The following is a 25986-nucleotide window of genomic DNA, read 5'->3' on the forward strand; positions in this document are numbered from 1 at the left end:
CAGCGGTGCCCAGTGGTTCAGCTGGATCCACATCGAAGATTGGCTGGCCATCGTCCGCGCGGCCATCGGCCTCGATCCGGCACTGACGCTGCCGAACGGAATCCTGGTGGCCGCCACCGATTTCCCCGTCCGCAACCGCGACCTCATGGCCGCACTGCGCCGCCACCTCCATCGCCCACCGGCCCCGCCGACCCCCGCCGCGCTACTGTCCGTCGGCGCGGTCGTCCTGCGTACCGACCCCGCGCTCGGCCTGACCGGGAGACACGCCACCTCACAGGTGCTGCGCGACGCCGGTTTCACCTTCCGCTTCCCGACTTTGGACGACGCCCTCACCGACCTGCTCCCCCACTAGGCAGGTGATTCCCACTGCGCAGGCGACTCCTACACCAGTACGCTTGTCCTGGTATCAGATGCCGCGGGAGGGTCGACCATGCTTCACCATGTCCAGATCGCCGCACCGACCGGTTCGGAAGATCGGCTGCGCGCGTTCTATACCGGCGTACTCGGTTGGTCCGAGCTGCCCAAGCCGCCGCAGCTCGCGGTGCGAGGTGGATGCTGGTTCCAGGTGCCGGGACGCGGCGGTCCGGACGCGGAGTTGCACGTGGGTATCGAGACGGACTTCCTACCCGCTCGTAAGGCGCACCCGGCATTCGTGGTCGATGTCGACGCTACCGCCGCGGTGGTGCGGGCAGCCGGGCATCCGGTGCGTTGGGCCGACCCGGCGGAGATCCCAGGCCGCCGCCGCTTTCATACCGATGATCCGGTGGGCAATCGCCTCGAGTTCCTGGAGGGATAACCCGCCGTTTCGAGCGAATCGTTTCTACGGGGACACGATGATCGCCAAGCCCACCAGGACGACGACCTTCACCACTTCCAACCCCACGTACCAGAGATGTGCGTGCGAACGCGGCATCTCCTCCCCCGCGAGTACCCGATCCGAGCGCCGACTCAGCGGCGGGCGCACCACCAGGATCTGCGCGGCGAGGATCGCGACGGCGACCCCCAGCCATACCCAGCTCGCTCCCGAGGGGCCGAGCACGAGGAAGGCCAGTACCAGAAGCACCGCGAGCACGGACTCGACGATGTTCAGCGCGCGGAACACCAGCCGCCCGATCCCGAGACCCAGCGGCACGGTGATACCCGGCGCACGGAATTTCAGTGGCGCTTCCAGGAACGATATGGCCAGGACCATGCCGAGCCACAGCATCGGAAGAAACCAGACCAGGTGCTGCGCGACGCTCTCCATGTTCCGGACGATACCGAGCGGGAGACCGCCGAGCCGACCGGGACAGTCAGAGTTTCACCAGAGTCCTGCTGTACTGCGGGATCAGCCGGATCTTGCCCGCGCTGCCGAAATCGATGGTGACCGTCGCCAGCGGCCCGAAACCGTCGGCGGCGATCACCTTGCCGAGTCCGTATTTGTCGTCGCTGACCCGATCGCCCACGGCCAGCACCAGATCGGTGTTGTTGCGGGTGACACCGCCCGGTGCGGGACGGCGGGGGCCGCGCCCCTGGACACCGGGACGCTGTTGCTGGGACCAGCCGTCGCCCCGGGTCCAGTCCCGTTCCGTGCCGTCGTCGTCACCGCGACGGCGGATACCGCGCGACGCGGGCGAACCCGCGGGTTCGAGACGACGCCAGTCCATGAGATGGCCCGGAATCTCCTGGAGGAAGCGTGATTCCGGATTGGAGACGGGCTGCCCCCAGCCCGAGCGGACCACGGCACGGCTCAGGTAGAGCCGCTGCCTGGCGCGCGTGATGCCGACGTAGGCGAGGCGGCGCTCCTCGGCCAGTTCGGTGGGATCACCGAGGGCCCGCATATGCGGGAACTGGCCGTCTTCCCACCCGGTCACGAAAACCACCGGGAATTCGAGACCTTTCGCGGTGTGCAGGGTCATCATCGTGACCACTCCCGAACCCTCGTCCGGGATCTGGTCGGTATCGGCGACCAGGGAGACCCGCTCGAGGAAGGCGGCGAGCGAGCCCGGCTCGGGTTCGCCGTCGGACGCTTCCGGCACCAGCCCTTCGGCCCGCGCGGCTTCCGCGTTGTTGTGCGCCTCGGAACTGAATTCCCGTGCGACGCTGACCAGCTCGTTCAGATTGTCGAGGCGAGCGCCGTCCTGGGGGTCGTCGGAGGCCTCCAGTTCGGCGCGGTAACCGGTGCGGTCCAGCACCGCCTCGACCACATTCCCCACATCGGGGAATTCGGAATTGTCCCTGACCCCGGCCGCGCGGATGGTCTCGAGCAATTCCAGGAATCCGGCGATGGCGCGCTGGGCCCTGGTGTTCAGCAGGGCGACCTTGCCCTGTGCCGCGTCCCGCAGCGCGTCGGCGAATCCGATATCGCGCTGTTCGGCGTGCACGGCGACGCACGCCTCGGCCCGGTCCCCGATACCGCGACGCGGGGTGTTCAGAATCCGGCGCAGGCTGACCGCGTCCTCCGGATTCGCCAGCACCCGCAGGTAGGCGACGATATCGCGCACTTCCTTGCGTTCGTAGAAGCGGACGCCGCCCACCACCTTGTAGGGCAGGCCCATCCTGATGAAGATCTCCTCCAGCGCGCGCGAATTGTTGTTGGTGCGATAGAACACCGCGACATCGCCGTAATTGGCCTCGCCCTGATCCACCAGCCGGTCGATCTCGCGTGCGACGAACGAGGCCTCGTCGTGTTCGTTGTCGGCGACATAGCCGACGATCAGATCGCCCTCGCCGGAATCGGTCCACAGCCGTTTGTCGCGCCTGCCCTCGTTACGCGAGATGACCGCGTTGGCCGCCGACAGAATGTGCTGGGTCGACCGGTAGTTCTGTTCGAGCAGAATGGTCTCCGCGTCGGGGAAGTCGCGTTCGAATTCCTCGATATTGCGGATCGTCGCGCCGCGGAAGGCGTAGATGGACTGGTCGGCGTCACCGACGACGCAGAGTTCGCTCGGCTCGACCGCGTCGGTGCGCCTGGTCTGCGCGAATTCCGGATCCGCCGCGGCGGCACCCGCGTCGGCGTCGTCGAGTTCGACCTCCGTGTGATGCCCGACCAATTCCCTGATCAGCACATACTGCGCATGGTTGGTGTCCTGGTACTCGTCGACGAGTACATGCCGGAACCGACGCCGGTAGTACTCGGCGACCTGCGGGTGGCGTTGCAGCAGCGCGACCGTCTCGCCGATCAGATCATCGAAATCCATCGCGTTCGCCGCGCGCAGACGGCGCTGGTACTCGGTGTAGACGCGGGCGACCAGCGCGGGCAGTTCGGTGTCGTCGGCCGTGGCGTCGGCGGTGGCCCGCTCGGGGCCGATCAGCTCGTTCTTCAGATTCGAGACAGCGGTTGCCAGCAGGCGTGCCGAGTATTTCTTGGTATCGATATCGAAATCCCGGCTGATCATCGTCAGCAAACGGCGCGAATCGTCGGCGTCGTAGATCGAGAAATTCGAATTCAGGCCGGGCAGCAGTGCCGCCTGCATCCGCAGGATCCGCACGCAACTGGAATGGAAGGTCGACACCCACATGTTGTTCGCGCGCGGGCCGACCAGGCCGATGACCCGTTCACGCATTTCGGCGGCGGCCTTGTTGGTGAAGGTGATGGCGAGGATCTGCCCCGGTGTCGCGCCCCGTGCCGCCAGCAGATAGGCGATCCGGCGGGTCAGCACGGCGGTCTTGCCCGAGCCCGCGCCCGCCACGATCAGCAGCGGCGCACCGGTGTGCACGACGGCGGCGCGCTGCTGGGGGTTGAGCCCCTCCAGCAGCCGTTCGGCCTCCTCGGTACGCCCGCGATCCTGTTCGGTTCGGTGGCGCTGCTGCTCGTCGGCGCGGCGCTGGGCCTGTTCGGCGAGCGAGAGACGCGGCCCCGGCGAGCCCACTGCCCCCGCGCCCGCGGCATCACCCGACTGCCCGGTCGGCTCGTCGCGACCGTCGTCGACCTGCGATTCCGGGGTCGCGTCGAGGTGCCGGTCCTGCCCGGCCTGCGTATGAGGAGCCACCGTGATGTCCATTGCCCATCCACGCTACCGGCGGTCACCGACAGAGATGAAGTCACCGACCGGCTTCGTGAGCGAACGGCCGAGGTGGCTAACATTCAGTGAACGACCGGTGACGACCACGCGGCAAATGAGCCGGTTTCTCTCAGGTTTTTCACAAAATCGAGCGTTTTGCATTAGTTCACACCCGTGGCACACTGGCCTGATGATGAGCGCTGTCGCGATGGGTCGGATTCGGTTATCGGCCGGATATCACCGATCGCGGCCGAGTAGCTGAGCGCACTTCCCTGGGGGAGGATGGAATCCCCCGCCAGGTCTGTTTCACGGTGAAAGAACCGGACGGTAACGAGCAGCCCTCGCCGTTCGATCCATGTTCTGACACGAGGAGATGAATGATGAGCACCCCTGCCCCGACGACCGGGTCCGATGCGGCGCTGCCGCAGACCGAAGCGGAGATCGACAAACTTCGCAAGGAGATCGATCAGCTCGACGCCGAGATCCTCGCGGCCGTCAAGCGGCGCACGGAGGTCTCACGGATCATCGGGCGTACCCGGATGGCGTCCGGCGGACCGCGGCTGGTGCACAGTCGCGAGATGAAGGTGCTGGAACGTTTCAGCGAGCTGGGCCAGGAAGGCCACACCCTCGCCATGCTGCTGCTGCGCCTCGGGCGCGGCCGTCTCGGTCACTGACCGTCCCGCCGCCGAGCGCGGCGCGAGAACCACGCGGTGATCGAGAGATCCCGCCTCCCCGAGGCCGTCCCGGGTGTTCATCCCCGGGACGGTCGCGCTTTCCCGGTCGGGATCTCCCCGGCCCCACACTCGGCCGGACCGGAGAAATCCCCGTCACGGTCAGCTCAGGGCGATGTACTTGGTCGAGAGGTATTCCTCGATGCCCTCGATCCCGCCCTCGCGGCCGAAACCGGACGCCTTGACCCCGCCGAACGGGGCCGCCGGATCGGAGATCACACCGCGGTTCACCCCGACCATGCCGGATTCCAGGCCCTCCGCGATCCGCAGCGCACGGTCCAGATCACGCGTGTAGACGTAGCTGACCAGGCCGAATTCGGTGTCGTTCGCGGCGGCGAGCCCCTGCTCCTCGGTGTCGAAGCCGACGATGGGAGCCACCGGACCGAACACTTCCTCGGTCAGGATCCGCGCGTGCGGCGGCACGTCGGTGAGGATCGTGGCCGGGTAGAACCAGCCGGGTCCGCCGGGCGCCTTGCCGCCCAGACGCACCTGGGCGCCCGCCGCGACCGCGTCATCGACCAATTCGGCGACAGTATTGAGCTGGTCCTCGTTGATGAGCGGACCGAGTGTGGTGCCCGCTTCGGCACCCGGTCCGATCGAGACCGAACTCGCCATGGCCTCGGCGAATTTGGTCGTGAACTCCTCCAGCACGCCGTTCTGCACGTGGAAGCGGTTCGCCGCGGTGCAGGCCTCGCCGCCGTTGCGCAGTTTCGCCAGCATCGCGCCCTGGACCGCGGCGTCGACATCGGCGTCGTCGAAGACGACGAACGGCGCGTTGCCGCCGAGTTCCATGGAGGTGCGCAGCAGGCCGTGCGCGGAGGCCTCGATGAGCTTCCTACCGACTTCCGTCGACCCGGTGAAGGTCAGTTTGCGCAGGCGCGGATCGGTGAGCAGCGGACCGGTGACGGCCCCCGAACGCGAGGTCGTGATCACCGAGAGCACACCGTCGGGTAGGCCCGCCTCGCTGCACAGCTGCGCGAGCAGCAGCATGGTCAACGGAGTCTCCGAAGCGGGTTTGACGATCATCGTGCAGCCCGCGGCCAGCGCGGGGCCGATCTTGCGGGTGCCCATGGCCAGCGGGAAGTTCCACGGGGTGATCGCCAGACACGGCCCGACCGGCTGCTTGTGCACGACGATGCGCCCGGTACCCGACGGCGCGTGCAGGTAGCGACCGTGCACCCGGACCGCCTCTTCGGCGAACCAGCGGAAGAATTCGGCGCCGTAGCGGACCTCGTTGCGGCTCTCCGGCAGCGCCTTCCCCATTTCGAGGGTCATCAGCAGCGCGAATTCCTCGGCGCGCGCGGTGATGCGATCGAAAACGGTGCGCAGGATCTCGCCGCGCTCGCGCGACGGGGTCGCGGCCCAGTCGGCCTGCACGGCGGCGGCCGCGTCGAGCGCGCGCACCGCGTCCTCGGGCGTGGCGTCGGCGACCCGTGTCAACACCTCGCCGGTGGCCGGGTTGTGCACGGGAAAGGTGCCGCCGCCGGTTGCCTCGACGGGACCACCGATCCACAGGGAGGTCGGTACGGATTGGAGAAGTTCACTTTCGGACACCATGCCGTCAGCCTAGTTGGGTACGCCCGTGCCGAGTTCGTTTCCTGCCCGCTCGTGCCCGGAGACCGACGAGTCCGCTTCGTCGGCCCGGTGCCCGCGCCCGGATTCGGCGGTGTCGGGAGCGCGGCGCGGCGACGCTGCTTGTAGCCTCGGTGAGGTGAGCAGTGACATCACCGCGTCGGCAGCATGGCGGAAGCTGCGCGACCATTTCGGCGGTATCTCCGAACTACATCTGCGGGATATCTTCGACGTGGATCCGGCACGGGGACGCGAGCTGACGGTCCGGGTCGGTGACCTGTACATCGACATCAGCAAGCACCGCGTCACGCGGGAAACCCTGCACCTGCTGGTCGAATTGGCGCGCGAGGCCGGGGTTCCCGACCACCGTGACGCGATGTTCGCGGGCGCGCACATCAACACCTCGGAGGATCGCGCGGTCGGACACGTCGCGCTGCGCCTGCCCGAAGGCGAGTCGATGGAGATCGACGGCGCGGACGCGGGCGCCCAGGTGCACGAGGTGTTGGCGCGGATGGGCGAATTCACCGACCGGCTGCGCTCGGGCCGATGGCGCGGAGCCACCGGTGAACGTATCGCCACCGTCGTCAATATCGGTATCGGCGGGTCCGATCTCGGACCGGTCATGGTGCATCAGGCGTTGCGGCACTACGCCGACGCCGGTATCGGCGCGCGTTTCGTGTCCAACGTCGACCCGACCGATCTGGTCGCGAAACTCGACGGACTCGACCCGGCGACCACGCTGTTCATCGTCGCCTCCAAGACCTTCTCGACGCTGGAGACGCTGACCAACGCGACCGCCGCGCGCCGCTGGCTGGTCGCCGCGCTCGGCGAGGACGCCGTCGCGAAACATTTCGTCGCGGTCTCCACCAATGCCGGACGCGTCGCCGAATTCGGCATCGACACCGCCAATATGTTCGGTTTCTGGGACTGGGTCGGCGGGCGCTACTCGGTGGATTCGGCCATCGGACTGTCGGTGATGGCCACCATCGGCAAGGAACGTTTCGGCGAGTTCCTCGCCGGAATGCACACCGTGGACTCCCACTTCGTGAACGAACCGCTGGAATCGAACGCGCCGGTCCTGCTCGGCATGCTCGGGGTCTGGTACTCGAACTTCTTCGGCGCGGAATCCAGGGCGGTACTGCCCTATTCGAACGATCTGGCGCGCTTCCCCGCCTACCTACAGCAGCTCACCATGGAATCCAACGGCAAATCGGTGCGCGCCGACGGCACCCCGGTCAGCACCTCGACCGGTGAGATCTTCTGGGGCGAACCGGGAACCAACGGCCAGCACGCCTTCTACCAGCTGCTGCACCAGGGCACCCGACTGATTCCGGCCGATTTCCTCGGATTCGCCCAGCCCACCGACGATCTGCCGACGATCGACGGCACCGGCAGCATGCACGACATCCTGATGAGCAATCTGTTCGCCCAGACCAAGGTGCTCGCCTTCGGCAAGACCGCGGACGAGATCGCCGCCGAGGGAACCGATCCCGAGGTCGTGCCGCACAAGGTGATGCCGGGCAACCGGCCGTCGACCACGATCCTCGCCCCGCGGCTCACCCCATCGGTGGTCGGCCAGCTCATCGCGCTCTACGAACACCAGGTCTTCGTCGAGGGCACCATCTGGGGCGTCGACAGTTTCGACCAGTGGGGCGTCGAACTCGGCAAACAGCAGGCCCTGGAATTGGCGCCGCTGCTCACCTCCGCCGAAGATCCGGCCCCTCAGGGCGATTCCTCCACCGACGAACTCATTCGCTGGTATCGAGGGAATCGCTGATCTCCCCCGGCGGCTCACCGGCGGGAGCCACCTGCGCCGCGGCCTGCGCCAAGCGGCGACTGAGGCCGCTGCTGGTGATGGCGAGCAGGGTGCCGATCACGACCAGATCGAAGACGATCTGGATCATGGTGGCGATGCGCGCGGCCTGACCGGTCGCGTGGATATCGCCGAAGCCGACGGTCCCCAGCGTGACGATGGTGTAGTAGAGGGCGTCGGTACGCGTGACGATGCCGTCGAACTGTCCCGGATACTGCACGGCCAGCCGGTAGTAGTACAGCGCGAAGAACATCGCGACGACACAGAGCAACAGCAGGATCCCGTCGACCCGCCCCCCGGTCGCCGCGGGTTCCTCCAGGTATCGGCGCACATGCCGCCAGGTCACCCAGATCAGTCCGCCGACGCCCGCGACGAAAGCGGCGAGACCGATCACCTTGCTCGGCCAGTTCTCCCCCACATCCCATTCGAGGGGAACGCTGTAGAAGATCAGCACGGCGAACACCACGCTGAGAACTTTGCGCAGCGGGCTTCCGCGACCTCGGGTCGGACGGGGCACCTTCATCCATCCATGATCTGTCGACCGGCCCACGAGACCGGACCGCACGCGCCGGTGAATATCGGGCAACACCGATTCCGGTCCGCCTCAGCGCACCGAGCAGTACCCGCCCTGCCTTTCGCGCAGCACGAGGTCGGCCCGCGATCTCGTGCGCGCGATCAGATCGGCGTTGCGCAGATCGCTGTCGCGGACCTTGGCGCGCGCGGCGTCGGCGGTCCGCCCGCCCCGCAGATGCCTGCGCAACAGCCGCCGTTCCAGCACCTCGCGGTCCGCGTCCAGGTACCACCGTTCATCGAGCAGATCGCGCACCCCCGACCACGCGCCGTCGCACAGCAGATAATTGCCCTCGGTGATGACGACGCGCTGCCGGGTGAACACGACACCCGCCGGAGTCGGTTCCTCGATCCGCCGGTCGAACGTCGGCCACGGCACCGGTTCCCCGATCCGCGTGTGCCGCAATCTCCCCAGATTCTCGACATAACCGGCGACGTCGAAAGTGTCCGGTTCGCCCTTGCGTGCCAGATCCCCCCGCGCGCGCAGTTCCGCGTTGGACAGGTGATACCCGTCCATCGGCGCGATCTCCGCGATCCGCCCACCGTGCGCCGACCCGAACGCCTCACGCAGAGCGTCCGCCAACGTCGATTTCCCGGCCCCCGGCGGCCCCGCGATCCCGATGACGTACCGGCTGTCGCGACCGGACACACCCTCGAGTACCCGCCGCACCACCCGATCCAGCGGCACCACGCGTTCGTCTCCGCTCACCTGTCGACCCTACCGGCGGGGAGCGCCCGATAGTCGAGCGGCGAACCGGTACTTCGTCCTGGACGGGCACCCTCGAACGAGAACGGCCGAGTCGCTCAGCGAGGACACTTCGACATGGGCGTCTCGGTGGAGCTGAATGAAATGCGACGCCGACGGGTGGGATCAGGCGACGAAGGCGCGTTCGATGATGGCGGCGGTGTCGACGCCGGTGGGTAACGTGCCGAAGGCGATGCCCCAGTCGTCGCCGAGGCGGGTCGCGCAGAAGGCGTCGGCGACGGCGGGGTGGCCGTGGCGAACCAGTTGCGCGCCCTGGAGGACCAGTGCCATCAGTTCGACGATGCGGCGGGCGCGGTATTCGATATCGCTGAAATCGGACAGCTCCTTGCCGATCTTGGCGATGGCGTCGTCCAGGCGGGGGTCGGCGCCCTTGGCGAGGGTCACCTCGTCGAAGAAGGCTTCCACCGTCTCCGGTTGACGTCCCATGGCGCGCAGCGCGTCCAGGGCCGCGACGTTGCCCGATCCTTCCCAGATCGACATGAGCGGCGCTTCCCGGTACAGCCGTGGCATACCGGATTCCTCGGCATAACCGTTGCCGCCGAAGCATTCCAGCGCTTCCGCCGCGTGCGAGGGCGCGCGTTTGCAGACCCAATACTTGGTGACGGCCAACGCGATCCGGCGCAGCGCCGCCTCGGCAGGGTCGGTGCCCGCGCGGTCGGTGGCACCGGCCAGTCGCATCATGACGGTGGTCGCGGCGTCGGATTCGATCACCAGGTCGGCCAGCACATTGCGCATGGCAGGCTGGTCGATCAGCTTGGCGCCGAACGCTTCCCGGTGCCTGGCGTGATGCACGGCGAACACGGCGCCCGCGCGCATTCCGGTGGCCGACCCGATCACACAGTCGAGCCTTGTCATGTTCACCATCTCGATGATGGTCTTCACGCCAGCGCCCTCGGCGCCGACCAGCCAGCCGGTCGCGTTCTCGTATTCGATCTCCGACGACGCGTTCGACTTGTTGCCGAGTTTGTCCTTGAGCCGTTGGATGCGAATGGGATTGCGGGTGCCGTCGGGCAGCACCCTCGGAAGCAGAAAGCACGACAGTCCGCCGGGAGCCTGCGCGAGGGTGAGGAACATATCCGACATGGGCGCGGAGGTGAACCACTTGTGCCCGACCAGGCGATAGGCCCCGTCGGGTTGCGGGGTGGCGACGGTGGTGTTGGCCCGCACGTCGGAGCCGCCCTGTTTCTCGGTCATCGACATACCCGCGATCAGGCCCGCCTTGCCGGAGGGTTCGCGCAGTCCGAAGTCGTAGACGCGGCTGCCGAGCAGCGGCTCGTAGGCGGCGGCGAGCTGCGGATTGTGCCGCAGTGCGGGCACGACGGCATAGGTCATCGAGATCGGGCACATGTGGCCCGCGTCGGCGACGCCCCAGGTGAAGAATTTCGCGGCGCGCGCGGTGTGGGCGCCCGCTCGCTCGTCCAGCCACGGCGAGCCGTGCAGTCCGTGGGTGACCGCGACATTCATCAGCTCGTGCCAGTACGGATGGAATTCGACCTCGTCGACGCGGTTGCCGTAGCGGTCGTGGGTGTGCAGCACCGGCGGGTACTCGTTGGCCAGCCGACCCCATTCCTGGGCCTCGAAACCACCTGCGAGAGCGCCGAGTTCACGCACCTCGGCTTCGGCCCAGCCCGCGCCCTCGCGGTGCAGGCCCTCGATCAGGGCCGGATTGCGCGAGACATCGAACGGGACGATATTCGGAACCTGGTTGAAGACTTCGTGCGTCGACATCGGTCACTCCTGTTTCTGCGGTGCCGCGTCCTCGCGCACACCGAGCGCTCGCACCGCGAAGGAAACGAGTTCGGGGACAACGGTTTCGCCGTGCGGTGCGGCGACGAGCGGACCGACGAGCACTTCGCCGATCGCCCCGACCAGGGCCGCGGCGCTGGTCCGTGGATCCTGGGCGGACAGTTCACCGCGCGCCACCCCTTCGGCCACGGCCGATTCGAAGGCCTCGGCGAAGGCGTGGCGGAAAAGCAGCCGCTCGGTGTCGACGGCAGGGTCGACCGGTTCGGCGAGCAGCACGTAGGCGAGTTTCGGATTCTTCAGCGCGCGGCCCGCGAAGGTCTCCACGGCCGCGGTGACCCGCTCCACGGCACTGCCCGACGCCGCCGCGGCGGAGACCGCGGCCACCTCGCGCGCGACCACGGTACGGAAGACGGCGGTGACGAGTGCGGCTTTACCGTCGTAGTGCTTGTAGACGGTGCCCGTCGCCACCCCGGCCTCGGCCGCGACCGAGGCCATGGACAGGCCGGCGAAACCCGACCGCGACAGCACGCGGGTCGCCGCCTGCACGATCAACGCGCCCTGAGCGTCCAATCGGGCCTGCACCGCGGGGGTTCTCCGGTAGACCATGCAAGAAGTGAAACATGAATTCACTTCTTCACACAAGCGGCAGGAGGTCGTAAGGTCGAGACCGTGACCTGCGCGGTCACCTTCGGAAATCCGGGTCGGCACCCGCCGACAGCTATCGGCCCAGCGGCAGCGAGGAGCGGACATGTCCGTGCGAGTCGAACGATCCGGCGCGGTCACCACGGTGATCCTGTATCGCCCCGAGGCGCGCAACGCCGTCGATGGGCCGACGGCCGCCGCGCTGGCCGAAGCGTTCCGCGCGTTCGACGCCGACCCCGAAGCGGCGGTGGCGGTGCTGTGGGGCGAGGGCGGCACCTTCTGCGCGGGAGCCGACCTCAAAGCGCTCGGCACCGAACGCTCGAACCAGGTGACCGAGGACGGGGACGGGCCGATGGGCCCCACCCGGATGACCCTGTCGAAACCGGTCGTCGCGGCCGTCTCCGGATACGCCGTGGCGGGCGGACTGGAACTCGCGCTGTGGTGTGACCTGCGGGTCGCCGAACAGGACAGCACCTTCGGCGTCTTCTGCCGCCGCTGGGGAGTGCCACTCATCGACGGCGGCACCGTCCGGTTGCCCCGCGTCGTCGGCCACGGCCGCGCCATGGATCTGATCCTCACCGGCCGGGCGGTCGGCGCGCCGGAGGCTTTGCAGATGGGATTGGTCAATCGCGTGGTGCCGAACGGGGATTCGCGCCGCGCCGCCGAGGAACTCGCCGCCCAGCTCGCCACTCTGCCCCAGACCTGTCTGCGTTCGGACCGGATGTCGCTGCTGGAACAGGACGGAATGGACGAATCGGCGGCCATGAGAAACGAACTGCGCCACGGCATCACCGCGCTGACCGACGGCGCGCTGGAGGGAGCCCAGCGTTTCGCGGCGGGCGCGGGCCGTCACGGCGCACAACACTGAACTCGATGAGCCGCGACAGGAGATCCGCCGCACAACACCCCCGCCGGATGACGGTGGTCGACGAGATCTTCCTGCGGACCCATCGCGGTCTCGGCACCCCCATCGCCCTCCAGGGACTCTGGCGCACCGCCGACCACGTCGACCGCGCGTTGCTGGCGGCGGTGCATTCGGCACTGCGGTCGGGTCCGCTGGGCCGCAGGGTGATTCGACCGGCGGTGCCGGGTGCGCGCAGGCGTTGGCAGCCGACCGTCCGCGCCCACGCCTTCGACTACGACGAACGCCCTATACCGGTCTCGGCGCTGTTCGACTGGGCCGATGACCTGGGATACGACCTCGATCCGGAATTCGGCCCCGGCTGGCGGCTCGCGGCGACCCGGCTCGACGACGGCGGTTCGCTGGTCTCCCTGACCTGCTCGCACGCCCTCGCCGACGGGCGCGCCCTGGTGATCGCCGCCGATCGGGCGATCGGCATCGCCATGCGGGCGCGGACGGTTCCGACGGTTGGCGAGCGGGGAGAACAACCGGACGGGATGCTCGATGAGGGCTACGGCCACGTCGGCCTTCACGGCTTCCGTGGAGCGCAACCCGATTCATCCAGGGATCGGCACACCGATTCGTACCGGGACCAGCACACGGATCCGGTAGAGGACCAGCACACCGATCCGGTAGGGGAACGAGAATCCGATCCGGTCCGGGAGGGCCGACCGTATCCGGACCGGGCAGCGTGTCGCTGTTCGGCCTGCGTCACCGTCGTCCCGGCGCCCTCGTCGGGCATTTCGTCACGGCCGGATTCGGACTGGTCCGACGCCATACGGCAGTGGCAGATCGTGCTGGGCGGCACAGCACGCGCCCTGGGCGGTGGCATCGCCCGGTCGACGACTGCCGCGCCGCACCGAATGCGGACCAGGTGGACAACGACGGAAACCGCCGCACCCCCCTCCGAACCGCCCGTGTCGCCTACTCGGACAACGGCAACTCCGCGCCTGGAACCGGCAGCGCCGACCATACCGAAAACCACCGGTATCCAACCGAACACAACCACAGCCGAGTTCCAGCAACGGTCCGGGTCGCGCACCGCGAAGACGACGGTCGAACTTCTCCCCGAACAGGATCCGGGGCGAGCCGCCATCACCTGCGGCACGGTCGTGCAATGCCCGGCAACCGAATGGGATGCCGCCGCCCGATCCCGTGGCGGCACCGCGAACAGCCTGTTCATCTGGCTGGTCGCGAACATCCTGTGGGCGAGCGGTTTTCCCGAGGACACGATCGAGGCCGGTCTCCCGGTCGACACCAGAGACGAACCCCGCGTCGACAACGACCTCGCCATGACCCAGATCGCTGTCACCCGCGACGACGATCCGGCGAGTATCCGCGAAAAATCCCGTGCCGCCTACGAATACCGCATGACCGCCCCCTCGGGCATGCCGGAGGAGATTCTCCAGGTGATCCCGGATCGTCTTGCCCACAAACTGTCCGCGGGCGCGGGCGAACGCGACATCCTGTGCTCCAATATCGGCCCGCTACCCGATTCCCTGCTGACACTGGGCCCGCACCGCTGCATCGGCGTCGCGGCGCGGGCCATCCACCCCGGACTGACCGCGAATCGCCTACCGCGCACCAAACTCTCGGGCTACCTGTGCGCCATCGGCGGCGATATCGTCCTGTCCCTGGTCGGCCTCGACCCCGTGCGCATCCCCTCGGCGGCGGTCCTGCGCGAACTGGTGGAAAAGGTGGGTGGCCCGCTGCTGTCGGTCACCACATGGTGACTTCCCGATCCGCGCTCGGCGCGATGTCTAGATCGCGGCCGAACTCAGCGCGGCGCGCTCGAGTACCTCGGGGGGAACCTCCACGCCGACCTCTAGATCATCCGATGAGATGGGCGCGTCCCAGACCCGGCGGGTCGGGAGTACGCCCGCCCACACGCCACCGGCCACCACGTCGGCCTCGTCGTCCTTGGGACCGCCGGTGCGCATCTTCACCGAGGCTTCGGTGAGGTCGAGGGCGAGGACGACGGTGGCGGCCAATTCCTTCTTGTTCGGCCATCGGACCCGGTCCCACGCACCCGGTGCGGAGTGTTCGACCATCACCTTCAGCGCGTGCAGACGCTGGTCGGGATCGGTGACCTCGGCGGCACGGCCGTGCATCACCGCCGAGCGGTAGTTCATCGAGAAGTGCATGGCGGAGCGGGCGTAGACGATTCCGTCGACCAGGGTGACCGCGACCGAGATATCGGCCGCGAGCGCGGCGCGCATATTGCCCGCGCCGGTGGATCCGTGCAGGTAGAGCGTGTCGCTGTCGCGACCGTAGGCGGTGGGGATGACCACGGGGGATCCGCCGAGCAGGACACCGAGGTGGCAGACCAGGCCCGCGTCGAGGACGGCGTCCAGATCGGCCCGATCGGTGCGGACGCGTTCCTTCGCCCGTTTCGGCGTCGACCTCGGTGTGGGTGACAGGGGGGTGCGGTTCGTCGTGCTCATGATCTCAGCTTGCGTTGCCGAGTGGCATTATCGAATAGCCAATCCGAGTAAATCTCGAAAGTCCAATTCCGGAGGCCCGATGCTCGACGACCTTCCACTCACGGTCGACCGCACGGCGGACGAACCACTGTCGGTCCAGGTGGCGGATGGTTTGCGGAGCGCGGCGACCACGGGGGTACTGCGCTCGCAGGACCGGTTGCCGTCCTCGCGGGCGCTCGCCCAGCGCCTCGGCGTCAGTCGCACGGTGATCGCCGCGGCCTACGACCAGTTGCACGCCGAGGGCTGGATCACGGGCAGGACCGGTTCGGGGACCTACCTGACGACGGCACCGGCGACGCCACCCGCCCGCGCGGTATCGGGCATCGCCACCGACCGGAATCCGGACCTGCTCGACCTCTTCCCCGGCGCACCGTGTGTCGAAGCCATCGACCGCGCCGCGTGGCGACGGGCCTGGCGCACCGCGGCGGACGCCGACCCCGCCGTGCGCAAGGATCGCGCGGGCGAACCGGAGTTCCGCGCCGCGGTCGCCGAACATCTCCTGCGTCACCGCGGACTCGGCGCGGCCAGCGATACCGATGTCATCGCCACCGCTGGAACCAGTTCCGCCGTAAGCGAACTCGCCGCCGCGTTGCTGCGCCCAGGCGATACGGTCGCGATCGAGAATCCGGGCTATCAGCGGGCCGTCGGCGCGTTCCGCGCGGCGGGCATACGGGTACTTCCGGTACCGGTCGACTCGGGAGGGCTTCCGGTCGACCTGCTGCCGACGCACATCGCGGCGGTGTATTGCACACCAGCGCACCAGTTTCCGATCGGCGCGCGCATGCCAGCGGCGCGACGCGTGCAACTCGTCGAATTCGCCAGGGCTGCCGGTATCTTCGTCATCGAGGACGACTACGACGGCGAACTGCGTTACGACACGGCACCGCTGCCACTGCTGGCCGCCATGGCTCCCGATGTCGTGGTCCATCTGGGCACCACGAGCAAGATCCTGTCCCCCGCGCTCGGTGTCGGCTGGCTGGTCGCGGCACCCGAGATCACCGAAGCTGTTCTCGCGCATCGGGATCGAACCGGCACCGGCCCCAGCCCGGCGGGACAGCGGGTACTCGCCGAATTAGCCAGGCACGGCGACCTGGCCCGGCACCTGCGCCGCCTGCGCCGCCTGCTGCCCCCACGCCGTGAACTGCTGGTGTCGGCGTTGCGCGGGCGCGGGCTCGACGTGGTCGGCGACGACGCGGGATCGCACCTGGTGGTGCCACTGCCGTCGGCCGAGGCCGAGGCGCGCGCCGTCGTCACGGGCCGCGCCGCAGGCCTCGATCTGGACGGATTGGCCCGCCACCACCTGCGGGAGCCCACCGCACCTCCCACGGCGCAGTCGACAGAACCGCACACCTTCGGGATCGCGCTCGGCTACACCGCGTTGGACTGGTCGGACCTGGCCATCGCGGCCCCGCGCGCCGCCGCGTGTCTGGCCGGGCTCGATCTCCGAGCGAACCCGTGACTCGATCATCACCCAGCGAATCCGCGACACGGTCGTAGCATGGTCTCCATGACCGAACAGGACATCCTGGCACGCATCAAGCAACTGGTCGACGACGAGCACAGCCTGCGGTCCAAGGCGACCTCGGGTGAGGTGGATCCGGTGACGGAACGGCAGCGGCTGGCCGAACTGGAAGTCATGCTGGATCAGTGCTGGGATCTGCTCCGGCAGCGGCGGGCCCGTATCGATTCGGGCACGTCCCCGGACGACGCGCAGGTCAATTCGCCCCGCCAGGTCGAGGGCTATCTGCAGTGAACTCCCCGGTACCGGCCGCCGAATACGACGTGATCGTCATCGGCGGCGGTCCTGCCGGTGAGAACGCGGCGGCCTACGCCATCGCGAACAGTGACCGCACCGCGGCGATCGTGGAACGCGAACTCGTCGGCGGGGAATGTTCGTACTGGGCGTGCATCCCCAGCAAGGCCCTGCTTCGACCCGGTCATCTGCTGGCCGCCGCCCGGCACATGCCGGGGATCAGCGCGGAAGGTCTCGACGTCGAGGCGGTACTGCGCCGCCGCGACGAATTCGTGCACGACCACGACGACAGCTCGCAGGTCGCCTGGGCACGCGACAATCGCATCGAGGTGGTCCGGGGTTCCGGCCGCCTCGCGGGCGAACGCCTGGTCGAGGTGGACGGCCGCCTGCTGCGTGCGAGGCACGCGGTGGTCGTCGCGACCGGCACCGGGGCGAATATCCCCGACACCCCCGGCCTGCGCGACGCGCTGCCGTGGACCTCGCGTGACGCCACCAACCTGCACGAAGTGCCCGACCGGGTGCTGATCGTCGGTGGCGGCGTCGTCGCGAGCGAGGCCGCGACCTGGCTGGCCGCGCTGGGCGCGCGGGTGATCGTGTCGGTGCGCGGTGACGCCTTGCTCGGCGCAGTGGAGCCTTTCGCCCGCGAGCGGGTCGCCGAAGGGTTGACGGCGGCGGGTGTCGATGTGCGCTTCGGCGTGGAACCCGTGCGGATCAGCCGCCCCGATGTCGCCGACACCGGCGAGGGTCGTATCCACGGTGGACCCGTCACCGTCGAATTGCGCGACAAGACCGGCACTTCCGTTGTCGAGGTCGACGAGATCGTGGTGGCGGCGGGACGCACACCCGCCACGGCGGACCTCGGACTCGCCGCCGTCGGCCTGCCGGACGGGTACATCGAGGTCGACGACCGGCTCACCGCGCGCGGGATTCCCGGCGACTGGCTGTACGCGGTCGGCGACGTGAATCACCGGGTGGCGCTCACGCATATGGGCAAGTACCAGGCCAGGGTGTGCGGCGACGTGATCGCCGCGCGCGCCGAGGGACGGCCGATCGACGGCCCCCGATTCGCCGCGAGCGCCGACCACGCGCAGGTTCCGCAGGTGGTGTTCACCTCACCGGAGGTCGCCGCCGTCGGGCTCGGCGAGGAGGCCGCGCGGCGGGCCGGATACACAGTCGATACCGTCGAACTGGATATCGCCGTCGCCGGTTCGGCGCTGTCCCGTGACGACTACGCGGGTCACGCGAAACTCGTCATCGACACGGCCACCAACACGCTGCTCGGCGCGACGTTCGTCGGCCCCGAAGTGGGTGAGCAGCTACACGCGGCCACCATCGCGATCGTCGGCGCGGTACCCCTGGCAACGCTGTGGCACGCGGTGCCTGCCTTCCCGGCCGTCAGTGAGTTCTGGTTACGCCTTTTGGAGGCGCGGCGGGGCTGAGTACCATCGGTTGATGGTGGCATCGACCGAGATCAGGACCGCCGACGGAGTTGTCCGCGGTCACCGGGGCCGCCGCGTTCTGCGCTGGCGATCCCTTCCTTACGCGGCACCGCCCGTGGGCGATATGCGTTTTCGAGCCCCGGGACCGGTGCGGCCGTGGACCGGGGTCCGCGACGCCACCGCGTTCCGGTTCGCCTCGATGCAACATCGCGATGGCGCGCGCATCGGTCCCAGGCAGTTTCAGCCAACCAGCGAGGACTGCCTGACACTGAATGTCACCGCACCCGCGCAAGCCTCCTCGACACCGCGCCCGGTGATGGTTTTCATTCACGGCGGCGGCTATCTCATGGGAACCTCGGCGCTGCGCCTGTACTCCGGTTCCCGGCTCGTGGTGCGCGGTGACGTCGTCGTGGTGACGTTGAACTACCGGCTCGGCGCGTTCGGATATGTCGATTTCGGCGAATTCGCGACTCCCGACCGGCCCTTCGAATCCAATCTCGGCCTGCGCGACCAGGTCGCGGCGCTGCGGTGGGTGCGACGCAATATCGCGGCCTTCGGCGGGGACCCCGACAATGTCACCGTATTCGGCGAATCGGCGGGCGCGCACGCGGTGCTGTCGCTACTGGCGACGCCCGACGCGGCCGGTCTCTTCCACCGCGCGATCGCGCAGAGTCCGCCCGCGGACTGGACGCTGAGCACCCACGACGCCCGCGCGTTCGCCCGGCGCTGTCTCGACGCTCTCGGTGCCACCGCCGCCGACGCCGCGCACACACTGTCCGACGCCTCGGCCAACGAGATCCGCAAAGCCGTCGAACGCACCATCGGCACCGTCATGCGTGAACAACCCGGCTCGTTTCCGGCCTGTCCCGTCGTCGACGGCGACTACCTGCCCCGGGATCCGCTCGCCGCGCTCGCCGACGGGTCGGCGCACCGGGTGCCGCTGATCATCGGCACCTGCCGCGACGAGGGCGCGCTGTTCGCGAGATTCGCCGACCGGCTCCCCACCCGGCCCGACCGCCTGCGCGCGGCTCTGGCCGGATCCGACGAGGAGATCGTGTCGAGGATCTTCGATGCCTATCCCGGCTTCCCCGAGGCGAAGGCCGCGATCGGCGCGGGCGGCGACTACGTCTTCTGGCGTCCCACCCTCACCGCGATGGAGGGTCACAGCCGACACGCGCCGACCTACGCCTACCGCTACGATTTCGCCCCGCGCGCGCTACATCTCGCGGGCGTCGGAGCCACCCACGCCACCGATCTGATTCCCGTCTTCGGGGCGGGCGAAACTCCGTTCGGACGTGCGATCACCGCGGCGGGCGGACGTCGCGGTCTCCAGGCCGTGACCCGCCAATTCCAGGACAACTGGCTCGAATTCGCCCGCACCGGCACACCGTTGCCGTCCTGGCCCGTCTACACCGAGGCCAGGCGCACCATCCTGCTCATCGACCACCCCACCCGCCTGGAGAACGACCCGGACCGGGCCAAACGCCTGGCGTGGCGCGATCTCCACGTCGCGACACCGAGCCGACGCGCCATTTGAGCAACCGCGCTATTTGAGCAACCGCGACATCCGACGGTCGGCGAGAATCTTGCCGCCGGTCTGACAGGTCGGGCAGTACTGGAAGGACCGCTCGACGTAGGAGACCTCGCGGACGGTGTCGCCGCAGACAGGACAGGGCAGGCCCGTGCGCGCGTGCACCCGCATCCCCGAGCGTTTCTCGCCCTTGAGGCGAGCCGCGTCCTGGCCGACCGACCGCGCGACGGCGTCGGTGAGTATCGCGCGCATGGCGTGATACAGCTCGGAGACCTTCTCGGCGGGCATGGTCGCGGTATTGGCGAAGGGCGAGATCTTCGCCGCGTGCAGGATCTCGTCGGAATAGGCGTTGCCGATACCGGCGATCAGCGTCTGCTCGACGATGGCCGTCTTGATCCGCTGCGAGGTGCCGCGCAGGATCTCGGTGAACTGTTCCTCGGTGAGTTCGAGCGCGTCCGGTCCGAGTCGCGCGATACCGGGGACGAGCGCCGGATCGTCGACGATGTAGACCGCGAGACGTTTCTTGGTTCCGGCCTCGGTCAGGTCGAAGGCGGGCGTCGCCCCCTCGGGGGTGAAGAAATGCACTCGCAGCGCCAGTGGGCTCTTACCGCCGGGTTTGGGCGGGGTCCGGCTCGGCTCGTCGATCCAGCGCAGCCAGCCGCCCCGCGAAAGATGCGTGATGAGCCAGAGCCCACCGCATTCCATACCCAGGAATTTCCCCCACCGGCCCGCCCCGGTGACGTCGCGGCCGGACAGGGCCGTCACCGGTGGATCGAAGGTCTTGACCGCGCTGAGCGCCCCCACGTCGACGCGACCCACCACGGCGCCGACCGCATGCTCCCGAAGGAACTGCGCCAACGCCTCCACTTCGGGTAGCTCGGGCACGCCTGCCAGATTACCGGCCGGCACCGACAGAAGCCGGGCGAACCGACCCCGGCGGACCCGCTATCGGGTCAATCGCGCCGCAGCAGATAGATGTCCATGATCCAGCCCTTCGTCGCGCGCAACCGCGCCCGCTCCTCGACGATCCGCGCCTCCACCGCGCGCAGCGGGCCCTCGATCAGCGTTTCGTCGGGCATGCCGAGGTAGGCGCCCCACCAGATGTGGACGTCGTCGCCGGGCACCTCGGTGAACGAGCATTCGCCGTCCAGCATGACCAGCGCGGATTCCTCCAGCCCCGCCTGGCGCAACCGCCTGCCGGTGGTGATGTGGACGGGCTCGCCGATGCGGTGCAACACCATCCGATGCCGGGCGGCGAGGGCCTGTGCGCTGGTGATCCCGGGAATCACCTCGTAATCGAATTTCTCGGTTCCGCGCTCCAGCACCCGTTCGATCATGCGCAGCGTGCTGTCGTAGAGCGACGGATCACCCCAGACCAGAATGCCACCGGTGCCGTCCACCTCGGCGAAGGCCGCTTCCAGCAGCGCCGAGCGGCGATCGTGCCAATCCTCGACGACACCCCGGTAATCGGCGGGTGTGCGATCGCGCGGCGGATCGGTGATCTCCACGACGCGGTGCGGCCGGTCCATGTGCTCGGTCAGGATCGCGGTGCGCACGTCGACGAGTTCGCTCTTCTCGGCGCCCTTCCCGATCACGAAGAACACCTCGACCTGCCGCATGGCCTTGACGGCCTGCATCGTCACCTGGTCGGGATCACCGGCCCCGATGCCGATCACGTAGAGCTTGCGCATACTCGAGAGCTTGCCAGGTGCGGCGATCAGTAAGCTCATCAGGCGTGACGACCACCGATACGCAGTACGAGGACCTGCTCCGGCTGGTCATGGCGTCCGGCACCGCGAAAGCGGACCGCACCGGCACCGGCACCCGCAGCGTCTTCGGCCATCAGTTGCGCTACGACCTGTCGGAGACCTTCCCGCTGATCACCACCAAACGGGTGCACCTCAAGTCGATCGTCTACGAATTGCTGTGGTTCCTGCGCGGGGATTCCAATGTCGGCTGGTTGCGCGAGCACGGCGTCAGCATCTGGGACGAGTGGGCCGACGCGAACGGTGAACTCGGCCCGGTCTACGGCGTGCAGTGGCGTTCGTGGCCCACCCCCGACGGCACCCATATCGACCAGATCTCGCAGGTGCTGCACACCCTGCGCACCGACCCGGATTCGCGCCGCATCATGGTGTCGGCGTGGAATGTGGCCGACCTGGACAAGATGGCGCTCGCGCCGTGCCACGCCTTCTTCCAGTTCTACGTCGCCGACGGCAGACTGTCGTGCCAGCTGTATCAGCGCAGCGCCGACCTGTTCCTCGGCGTGCCGTTCAATATCGCCAGCTATGCCCTGCTCACCAGGATGGTGGCCCAGCAGACCGAACTGGAACCGGGTGAGTTCATCTGGACCGGCGGCGACTGTCATATCTACGACAATCACGTCGACCAGGTCACCGAACAACTGAGCCGCGAGGCCTACCCGTTCCCGACGCTGAATCTGCGACCGGCGCCCACGCTGTTCGATTACGCCTACGAGGATGTGGAAGTGGCGGGTTACCGATACCACCCGGCCATCAAGGCGCCGGTGGCCGTGTGAAATCGGTCGGTCTCATCTGGGCGCAGTCCCCGACGGGGGTCATCGGGTATCGCAACACCATTCCGTGGCGGGTGCCCGAGGATATGGCCAATTTCAAATCGGTGACGATGGGCCATCCGGTCGTCATGGGCAGGCGGACGTGGGATTCGCTGCCGCCGCGATTTCGTCCGCTCGACGGGCGGCGCAATATCGTGGTGTCCCGCGACGCCGAGTGGTCGGCCGAGGGCGCCGAACGCGCCGCGTCGGTGACCGGGGCGTTGGAACTGACCGGTCAGGATCGCGTCTGGATCGCGGGCGGTGGCGAGATATACCGTGCGGCAATGGATCTCGCGACCGAGCTATTGGTGACCGAGGTCGACACCGACGTCGAGGGTGACGCGTACGCCCCCGTCATCGGCCCCGAATGGCGGACCGAACAGGACGCGCCGTGGCACACTTCCCGCACCGGCACCCGCTTCCGCATCCGGCGCTACACTCGCTGATCCGCCGAACACGCCGTCGACGGGGTGAGGGTTCCAAACCCGTCGCACGGCAAACTCCGGTCGGGCATACTCCTGATTATCAGCCGGTCACGCAGCCCTGCACCGGCCGATGCAACGCGAAAGGCGATCCATGGACAAGAAATCGCTGACCGCGGTCGCTCGCCAACAATTGAAGTTGGCCGCGACCGCCACGAGCGGGCGCAGTTCGCAAACTCTCTACGGCGGCCACGCGCACAGCCTGCGCCAGACGGTCGTCGGCCTGTCCGCGGGCCAGAGTCTGGCCGAACACGACAATGCCGGTGACGCGACGCTGCTGGTGATCAGCGGCACGCTGACCCTGATCAGCGGCGCGAACGAGTGGAAGGGTTCCGCGGGTGATCTGCTCGTCGTCCCGAAGGCGCGCCACAGCGTCAAAGCCGTGGACGACGTGGCTTTTCTCCTGACGGTCGCCAAGTAGCCCCACCCCGACACGCCCGTGCGCGTGCGGCGCGGCACGGCGCTACATCTAGGCTGTTGATCATGGTTGAGCCGCAGCCGATTCTCGAACCGCTGACACCGGCCGCGATCTTCCTCGTCGCCACCATCGACGAGGGCGGGGAGCAGACGGTGCGCGACCTGCTCGCCGATCTGCCCGGTCTGCGACGTTCGATCGGATTCCGTATGCCCGGCGCCGGGCTGGTCTGCAACACCTCGATCGGCAGCCAGGCGTGGGACCGCCTCTTCGACGGCCCCCGGCCCGCCGAACTGCATGTGCTCCCCGAATTCGTCGGCGAACACCACCGTGCCCCGTCCACCCCCGGCGATCTGCTGTTCCACATCAAATCCGAATTCCAGGACATCTGCTTCGAATTGGCGATGACGATCGGCGACCGGCTCGCGGGCGCGGTCACCATCGTCGACCAGACCGTGGGTTTCCGGTATTTCGAACAGCGCGATCTGCTCGGTTTCGTGGACGGCACCGAGAATCCGGAGGGCAACGCGGCGATCGCGGCGGCCCTGATCGGTGACGAGGACCCCGATTTCCGCGGCGGCAGTTACGTCGTCGTGCAGAAGTACCTGCACACCATGGCGGAATGGCGCGCGTTGTCGATCGAGGAGCAGGAGCGCGTGATCGGGCGCACGAAATTGGACGATTTCGAACTCTCCGACGAGGACAAGCCGGCGAATTCGCACGTCGCGGTGAACACCCTCGTCGACGAGGACGGCAACGAACGCCAGATCGTGCGGGCGAACATGCCTTTCGGCAGTGTTCGCGACGGCGAATTCGGTACGTACTACATCGCTTACGCGGCCACGCCGAGCGTCACCGAGGAGATGCTGTCGCGGATGTTCGTCGGCACCGAGGACGCGGCCTACGACCGGATCCTGGATTTCTCGATCGCGATCACCGGCACCCTGTTCTTCACTCCCCCCACGGATTTCTTCGAAGACCTGCCCGCGGCACCGGCGGCGGCGCGGGAATCTTCCGCATCCGAAATGGTTCGAGGTAATGACAGCGGATCACTCGGCATCGGCACCCTGAAAAGGAGTAGGACATGAACAACCTCCATCGCGAACTAGCGCCGATCACCGAGGAAGCCTGGTCGGCGATCGAGGAAGAGGCCACCCGCACGTTCAAACGGCATATCGCGGGTCGCCGGGTGGTCGACGTGTCGGGCCCGCACGGCGCGGACTACTCCGCCGTCGGACTGGGGCGCACCATCCCGATCGCGGCTCCCGACCAGGGCGTGCAGGCGCGTCAGCGCGTGGTCGCGCCGCTGGTGGAGTTGCGGGTGCCGTTCTCGCTCTCGCGCGAGGAACTCGACAATGTCGAACGCGGCGCCAACGACGCCGATCTGGACGCGGTCAAGGACGCGGCGCGCAAGATCGCCTTCGCCGAGGATCGCGCGATCTTCGAGGGGTACGCGGCCGCGGGGATCACCGGTATCAGGGCCAGCGCGTCCAATCCGGCGATCAATGTGCCCGACGATCCGAAACTGGTGCCCGAAGCGGTCACGCAGGCGTTGAGCGCCCTGCGCCTGGCCGGTGTCGACGGGCCGTATTCGGTCCTGCTGAGCGCCGATCTCTACACGGCGGTCAGCGAGACCTCCGATCACGGCCACCCGATCCGCACCCATATCGAACGCCTGATCCCCGAGGGCGAGATCATCTGGGCTCCCGCCATCGACGGCGCGTTCGTGCTCACCACCCGCGGCGGCGATTTCGACCTGCGGATCGGCCAGGACGTCTCGATCGGCTACCTGGCGCACAACGCCGAGACCGTCGACCTGTACTTCCAGCAGAGCCTGCAATTCCTGGTCTACACGGCCGAGGCCGCGGTCGCACTGCAAGCCTGATCCGGTACCCGCGCGCCCGCCGTCGGGCGCGCGGTACGGTGGCCGCACCCAAGTGGGAGGCGGTATGACGATGGTGCGCGCGGGCGTGGTTCCGAATCGACGGGTTGCCCTGTACGCCGGGCTCGGCGTCGCGGTGACGGCGGGCGTCTGCTCGGCCGTCGTGTTCGGTTTCGGCGTGAACCGGCTGTTCACCGGGTTGCTGGCCGGGGCCGTCGCCGGTATCGCGGTGCTGGTCCGGCTGTTCGGGCGGGACGCGATCGTGCTCACCGACAGCGCGATCCATCGACGCACGCCGTGGTCGGAGACCAGTATCGACTGGGACCGGGTGGTCGCGGGACGTTTCACCCTCGACGAGCGTGAACGCTGGTCGCTCGCGCTGGACCTGGCCGGTGGCGACGAGCGGCACGGCGAGCTGGTGCTGCTGTCCATCCCGCCGGTCATCCGGCCGGTGGCGGGCGCCTACGATCTGCGTAAACGCGAGCAGGTCGGCGAGATTCGGGAAATCTTGCGACGCAAGCGGATTCCGGTCATGGTCCTGCCCGATATCGCGAAGGCGCTCGACGCGCACTGGCAGGTCGCGCCGCCGACACGCTGAGCGGTCGCGCCGCACGGACGCGGCCGACACGCGGGGGGTGGGTCACCTACCCCCAGGGGTGGGTGACGAGCGGCGAGGTATTCATATACGTTGGCAGCTGTGTC

26 protein-coding genes are annotated in these 25986 nt (G+C 68.2%); 16 read left to right on the forward strand and 10 right to left on the reverse strand.

The window, feature by feature from the left end; translation table 11 throughout:
* Positions 1–352: DUF1731 domain-containing protein (locus tag JZ792_RS30550; protein WP_216915987.1), on the forward strand; the 352-nt coding region annotated here is incomplete at its 5' end.
* Positions 353–430: 78 nt separating this feature from the next.
* Positions 431–796 carry a VOC family protein gene (locus tag JZ792_RS30555; protein ID WP_216915990.1) on the forward strand — a complete coding sequence of 122 codons (366 nt, stop codon included), beginning with the start codon at positions 431–433 and terminating at the stop codon, positions 794–796.
* A gap of 24 nt (positions 797–820) precedes the next feature.
* Here the strand turns inward: JZ792_RS30555 and JZ792_RS30560 are convergent, their stop codons facing one another.
* Both JZ792_RS30560 and pcrA read right to left on the reverse strand, forming a co-directional pair.
* Positions 821–1246 carry a hypothetical protein gene (locus JZ792_RS30560; protein ID WP_216915993.1) on the reverse strand — a complete coding sequence of 142 codons (426 nt, stop codon included), beginning with the start codon at positions 1244–1246 and terminating at the stop codon, positions 821–823.
* A 46-nt stretch (positions 1247–1292) separates the two neighbouring features.
* Positions 1293–3983, reverse strand: a complete 2691-nt coding sequence (gene pcrA / locus JZ792_RS30565) for a DNA helicase PcrA (protein WP_254190581.1) — start codon at positions 3981–3983, stop codon at positions 1293–1295.
* A gap of 380 nt (positions 3984–4363) precedes the next feature.
* Here pcrA and JZ792_RS30570 point away from each other — a divergent pair, with 380 nt between their 5' ends.
* Positions 4364–4657: a chorismate mutase gene (locus tag JZ792_RS30570; protein ID WP_040710071.1), complete on the forward strand. Its 294-nt coding sequence runs from the start codon at positions 4364–4366 to the stop codon at positions 4655–4657.
* 159 nt (positions 4658–4816) lie between these two features.
* Here JZ792_RS30570 and JZ792_RS30575 read toward each other — a convergent pair whose 3' ends face one another.
* The gene (locus tag JZ792_RS30575) at positions 4817–6271 is read right to left on the reverse strand and encodes an NAD-dependent succinate-semialdehyde dehydrogenase (protein WP_216915996.1); all 1455 of its coding nucleotides are present in this window, start codon (positions 6269–6271) and stop codon (positions 4817–4819) included.
* A gap of 154 nt (positions 6272–6425) precedes the next feature.
* Here JZ792_RS30575 and pgi point away from each other — a divergent pair, with 154 nt between their 5' ends.
* Positions 6426–8063 carry a glucose-6-phosphate isomerase gene (pgi, locus tag JZ792_RS30580; RefSeq protein WP_216915999.1) on the forward strand — a complete coding sequence of 546 codons (1638 nt, stop codon included), beginning with the start codon at positions 6426–6428 and terminating at the stop codon, positions 8061–8063.
* Here the strand turns inward: pgi and JZ792_RS30585 are convergent.
* The 4 genes from JZ792_RS30585 to JZ792_RS30600 form a co-directional block, all read right to left on the reverse strand.
* Positions 8035–8622: a potassium channel family protein gene (locus JZ792_RS30585; protein ID WP_216916002.1), complete on the reverse strand. Its 588-nt coding sequence runs from the start codon at positions 8620–8622 to the stop codon at positions 8035–8037. The two genes, pgi and JZ792_RS30585, sit on opposite strands and share 29 nt — an antisense overlap.
* 81 nt (positions 8623–8703) lie before the next feature.
* The gene (locus tag JZ792_RS30590) at positions 8704–9378 is read right to left on the reverse strand and encodes a nucleoside/nucleotide kinase family protein (RefSeq protein WP_308165517.1); all 675 of its coding nucleotides are present in this window, start codon (positions 9376–9378) and stop codon (positions 8704–8706) included.
* A 162-nt stretch (positions 9379–9540) separates the two neighbouring features.
* On the reverse strand, positions 9541–11163 hold the full coding sequence (locus tag JZ792_RS30595; protein ID WP_216916005.1) for an acyl-CoA dehydrogenase family protein: 1623 nt from the start codon (positions 11161–11163) through the stop codon (positions 9541–9543).
* 3 nt (positions 11164–11166) lie between these two features.
* Positions 11167–11787 carry a TetR/AcrR family transcriptional regulator gene (locus tag JZ792_RS30600; protein WP_216916008.1) on the reverse strand — a complete coding sequence of 207 codons (621 nt, stop codon included), beginning with the start codon at positions 11785–11787 and terminating at the stop codon, positions 11167–11169.
* 142 nt (positions 11788–11929) lie between these two features.
* Here JZ792_RS30600 and JZ792_RS30605 point away from each other — a divergent pair, with 142 nt between their 5' ends.
* Positions 11930–12691, forward strand: a complete 762-nt coding sequence (locus tag JZ792_RS30605) for a crotonase/enoyl-CoA hydratase family protein (RefSeq protein ID WP_216916011.1) — start codon at positions 11930–11932, stop codon at positions 12689–12691.
* 5 nt (positions 12692–12696) lie between these two features.
* Positions 12697–14457 (forward strand): RAD23 family protein, encoded by a 1761-nt coding sequence (locus tag JZ792_RS42320; RefSeq protein WP_254190582.1) that lies wholly within the window; start codon positions 12697–12699, stop codon positions 14455–14457.
* Positions 14458–14484: 27 nt separating this feature from the next.
* Here the strand turns inward: JZ792_RS42320 and JZ792_RS30615 are convergent, their stop codons facing one another.
* Positions 14485–15168 carry a pyridoxamine 5'-phosphate oxidase family protein gene (locus JZ792_RS30615; protein ID WP_216916014.1) on the reverse strand — a complete coding sequence of 228 codons (684 nt, stop codon included), beginning with the start codon at positions 15166–15168 and terminating at the stop codon, positions 14485–14487.
* A 79-nt stretch (positions 15169–15247) separates the two neighbouring features.
* Here JZ792_RS30615 and pdxR point away from each other — a divergent pair, with 79 nt between their 5' ends.
* Genes pdxR through JZ792_RS30635 form a run of 4 tightly spaced genes read left to right on the forward strand, consistent with a single transcriptional unit; the run spans position 15248 to position 19936 of the window.
* Positions 15248–16666 carry a MocR-like pyridoxine biosynthesis transcription factor PdxR gene (gene pdxR, locus JZ792_RS30620; protein ID WP_216916015.1) on the forward strand — a complete coding sequence of 473 codons (1419 nt, stop codon included), beginning with the start codon at positions 15248–15250 and terminating at the stop codon, positions 16664–16666.
* 48 nt (positions 16667–16714) lie between these two features.
* Positions 16715–16960 (forward strand): DUF2630 family protein, encoded by a 246-nt coding sequence (locus JZ792_RS30625; protein WP_109529095.1) that lies wholly within the window; start codon positions 16715–16717, stop codon positions 16958–16960.
* Positions 16957–18399, forward strand: coding sequence for a dihydrolipoyl dehydrogenase family protein (locus JZ792_RS30630; protein ID WP_216916018.1), 1443 nt, complete (start codon positions 16957–16959; stop codon positions 18397–18399). Before JZ792_RS30625 ends, JZ792_RS30630 begins: the two co-directional genes overlap by 4 nt.
* 13 nt (positions 18400–18412) lie before the next feature.
* Positions 18413–19936, forward strand: coding sequence for a carboxylesterase/lipase family protein (locus JZ792_RS30635; protein ID WP_216916020.1), 1524 nt, complete (start codon positions 18413–18415; stop codon positions 19934–19936).
* A gap of 9 nt (positions 19937–19945) precedes the next feature.
* Here the strand turns inward: JZ792_RS30635 and JZ792_RS30640 are convergent, their stop codons facing one another.
* A complete protein-coding gene (locus JZ792_RS30640; RefSeq protein ID WP_216916022.1) occupies positions 19946–20815 on the reverse strand; it encodes an Fpg/Nei family DNA glycosylase in 870 nt (289 codons plus the stop codon).
* Between the two features lie 68 nt (positions 20816–20883).
* Positions 20884–21621, reverse strand: a complete 738-nt coding sequence (cobF, locus tag JZ792_RS30645; protein ID WP_216916055.1) for a precorrin-6A synthase (deacetylating) — start codon at positions 21619–21621, stop codon at positions 20884–20886.
* Positions 21622–21710: 89 nt separating this feature from the next.
* Between cobF and JZ792_RS30650 the strand changes: the two genes are divergently transcribed.
* From JZ792_RS30650 to JZ792_RS30675, 6 genes are all read left to right on the forward strand, one after another.
* Positions 21711–22469: a thymidylate synthase gene (locus tag JZ792_RS30650; RefSeq protein ID WP_254190587.1), complete on the forward strand. Its 759-nt coding sequence runs from the start codon at positions 21711–21713 to the stop codon at positions 22467–22469.
* Complete coding sequence (locus JZ792_RS30655; protein WP_216916026.1) at positions 22466–22951, forward strand: dihydrofolate reductase; 486 nt, start codon at positions 22466–22468, stop codon at positions 22949–22951. The genes JZ792_RS30650 and JZ792_RS30655 overlap by 4 nt, the downstream gene beginning before the upstream one ends.
* Positions 22952–23081: 130 nt before the next feature.
* Positions 23082–23408 carry a cupin domain-containing protein gene (locus JZ792_RS30660; protein WP_109528737.1) on the forward strand — a complete coding sequence of 109 codons (327 nt, stop codon included), beginning with the start codon at positions 23082–23084 and terminating at the stop codon, positions 23406–23408.
* A 62-nt stretch (positions 23409–23470) separates the two neighbouring features.
* Positions 23471–24490, forward strand: coding sequence for a Dyp-type peroxidase (locus tag JZ792_RS30665; RefSeq protein ID WP_216916028.1), 1020 nt, complete (start codon positions 23471–23473; stop codon positions 24488–24490).
* The gene (locus tag JZ792_RS30670) at positions 24487–25287 is read left to right on the forward strand and encodes a family 1 encapsulin nanocompartment shell protein (protein WP_216916030.1); all 801 of its coding nucleotides are present in this window, start codon (positions 24487–24489) and stop codon (positions 25285–25287) included. The genes JZ792_RS30665 and JZ792_RS30670 overlap by 4 nt, the downstream gene beginning before the upstream one ends.
* 64 nt (positions 25288–25351) lie before the next feature.
* Positions 25352–25882: a hypothetical protein gene (locus JZ792_RS30675; protein ID WP_216916032.1), complete on the forward strand. Its 531-nt coding sequence runs from the start codon at positions 25352–25354 to the stop codon at positions 25880–25882.
* Positions 25883–25986 lie beyond the last annotated feature (104 nt).

The organism is Nocardia noduli (assembly GCF_019038455.1).
GTDB classification, from domain to species: domain Bacteria; phylum Actinomycetota; class Actinomycetes; order Mycobacteriales; family Mycobacteriaceae; genus Nocardia; species Nocardia noduli.

What these genes read in the sequence shown, in the direction of transcription:
- JZ792_RS30675 (WP_216916032.1), top strand. Translation starts at nt 25,352, where the DNA reads ATGACGATGGTGCGCGCGGGCGTGGTTCCGAATCGACGGGTTGCCCTG.
- JZ792_RS30585 (WP_216916002.1), bottom strand. Translation starts at nt 8,622, where the DNA reads ATGAAGGTGCCCCGTCCGACCCGAGGTCGCGGAAGCCCGCTGCGCAAA.
- JZ792_RS30625 (WP_109529095.1), top strand. Translation starts at nt 16,715, where the DNA reads ATGACCGAACAGGACATCCTGGCACGCATCAAGCAACTGGTCGACGAC.
- JZ792_RS30615 (WP_216916014.1), bottom strand. Translation starts at nt 15,168, where the DNA reads ATGAGCACGACGAACCGCACCCCCCTGTCACCCACACCGAGGTCGACG.
- pdxR (WP_216916015.1), top strand. Translation starts at nt 15,248, where the DNA reads ATGCTCGACGACCTTCCACTCACGGTCGACCGCACGGCGGACGAACCA.
- JZ792_RS30670 (WP_216916030.1), top strand. Translation starts at nt 24,487, where the DNA reads ATGAACAACCTCCATCGCGAACTAGCGCCGATCACCGAGGAAGCCTGG.
- JZ792_RS30605 (WP_216916011.1), top strand. Translation starts at nt 11,930, where the DNA reads ATGTCCGTGCGAGTCGAACGATCCGGCGCGGTCACCACGGTGATCCTG.
- JZ792_RS42320 (WP_254190582.1), top strand. Translation starts at nt 12,697, where the DNA reads ATGAGCCGCGACAGGAGATCCGCCGCACAACACCCCCGCCGGATGACG.
- JZ792_RS30575 (WP_216915996.1), bottom strand. Translation starts at nt 6,271, where the DNA reads ATGGTGTCCGAAAGTGAACTTCTCCAATCCGTACCGACCTCCCTGTGG.
- JZ792_RS30595 (WP_216916005.1), bottom strand. Translation starts at nt 11,163, where the DNA reads ATGTCGACGCACGAAGTCTTCAACCAGGTTCCGAATATCGTCCCGTTC.
- cobF (WP_216916055.1), bottom strand. Translation starts at nt 21,621, where the DNA reads ATGCGCAAGCTCTACGTGATCGGCATCGGGGCCGGTGATCCCGACCAG.
- JZ792_RS30560 (WP_216915993.1), bottom strand. Translation starts at nt 1,246, where the DNA reads ATGGAGAGCGTCGCGCAGCACCTGGTCTGGTTTCTTCCGATGCTGTGG.
- JZ792_RS30555 (WP_216915990.1), top strand. Translation starts at nt 431, where the DNA reads ATGCTTCACCATGTCCAGATCGCCGCACCGACCGGTTCGGAAGATCGG.
- JZ792_RS30600 (WP_216916008.1), bottom strand. Translation starts at nt 11,787, where the DNA reads ATGGTCTACCGGAGAACCCCCGCGGTGCAGGCCCGATTGGACGCTCAG.
- JZ792_RS30660 (WP_109528737.1), top strand. Translation starts at nt 23,082, where the DNA reads ATGGACAAGAAATCGCTGACCGCGGTCGCTCGCCAACAATTGAAGTTG.
- pcrA (WP_254190581.1), bottom strand. Translation starts at nt 3,983, where the DNA reads ATGGACATCACGGTGGCTCCTCATACGCAGGCCGGGCAGGACCGGCAC.
- JZ792_RS30650 (WP_254190587.1), top strand. Translation starts at nt 21,711, where the DNA reads ATGGCGTCCGGCACCGCGAAAGCGGACCGCACCGGCACCGGCACCCGC.
- JZ792_RS30635 (WP_216916020.1), top strand. Translation starts at nt 18,413, where the DNA reads ATGGTGGCATCGACCGAGATCAGGACCGCCGACGGAGTTGTCCGCGGT.
- JZ792_RS30665 (WP_216916028.1), top strand. Translation starts at nt 23,471, where the DNA reads ATGGTTGAGCCGCAGCCGATTCTCGAACCGCTGACACCGGCCGCGATC.
- JZ792_RS30570 (WP_040710071.1), top strand. Translation starts at nt 4,364, where the DNA reads ATGAGCACCCCTGCCCCGACGACCGGGTCCGATGCGGCGCTGCCGCAG.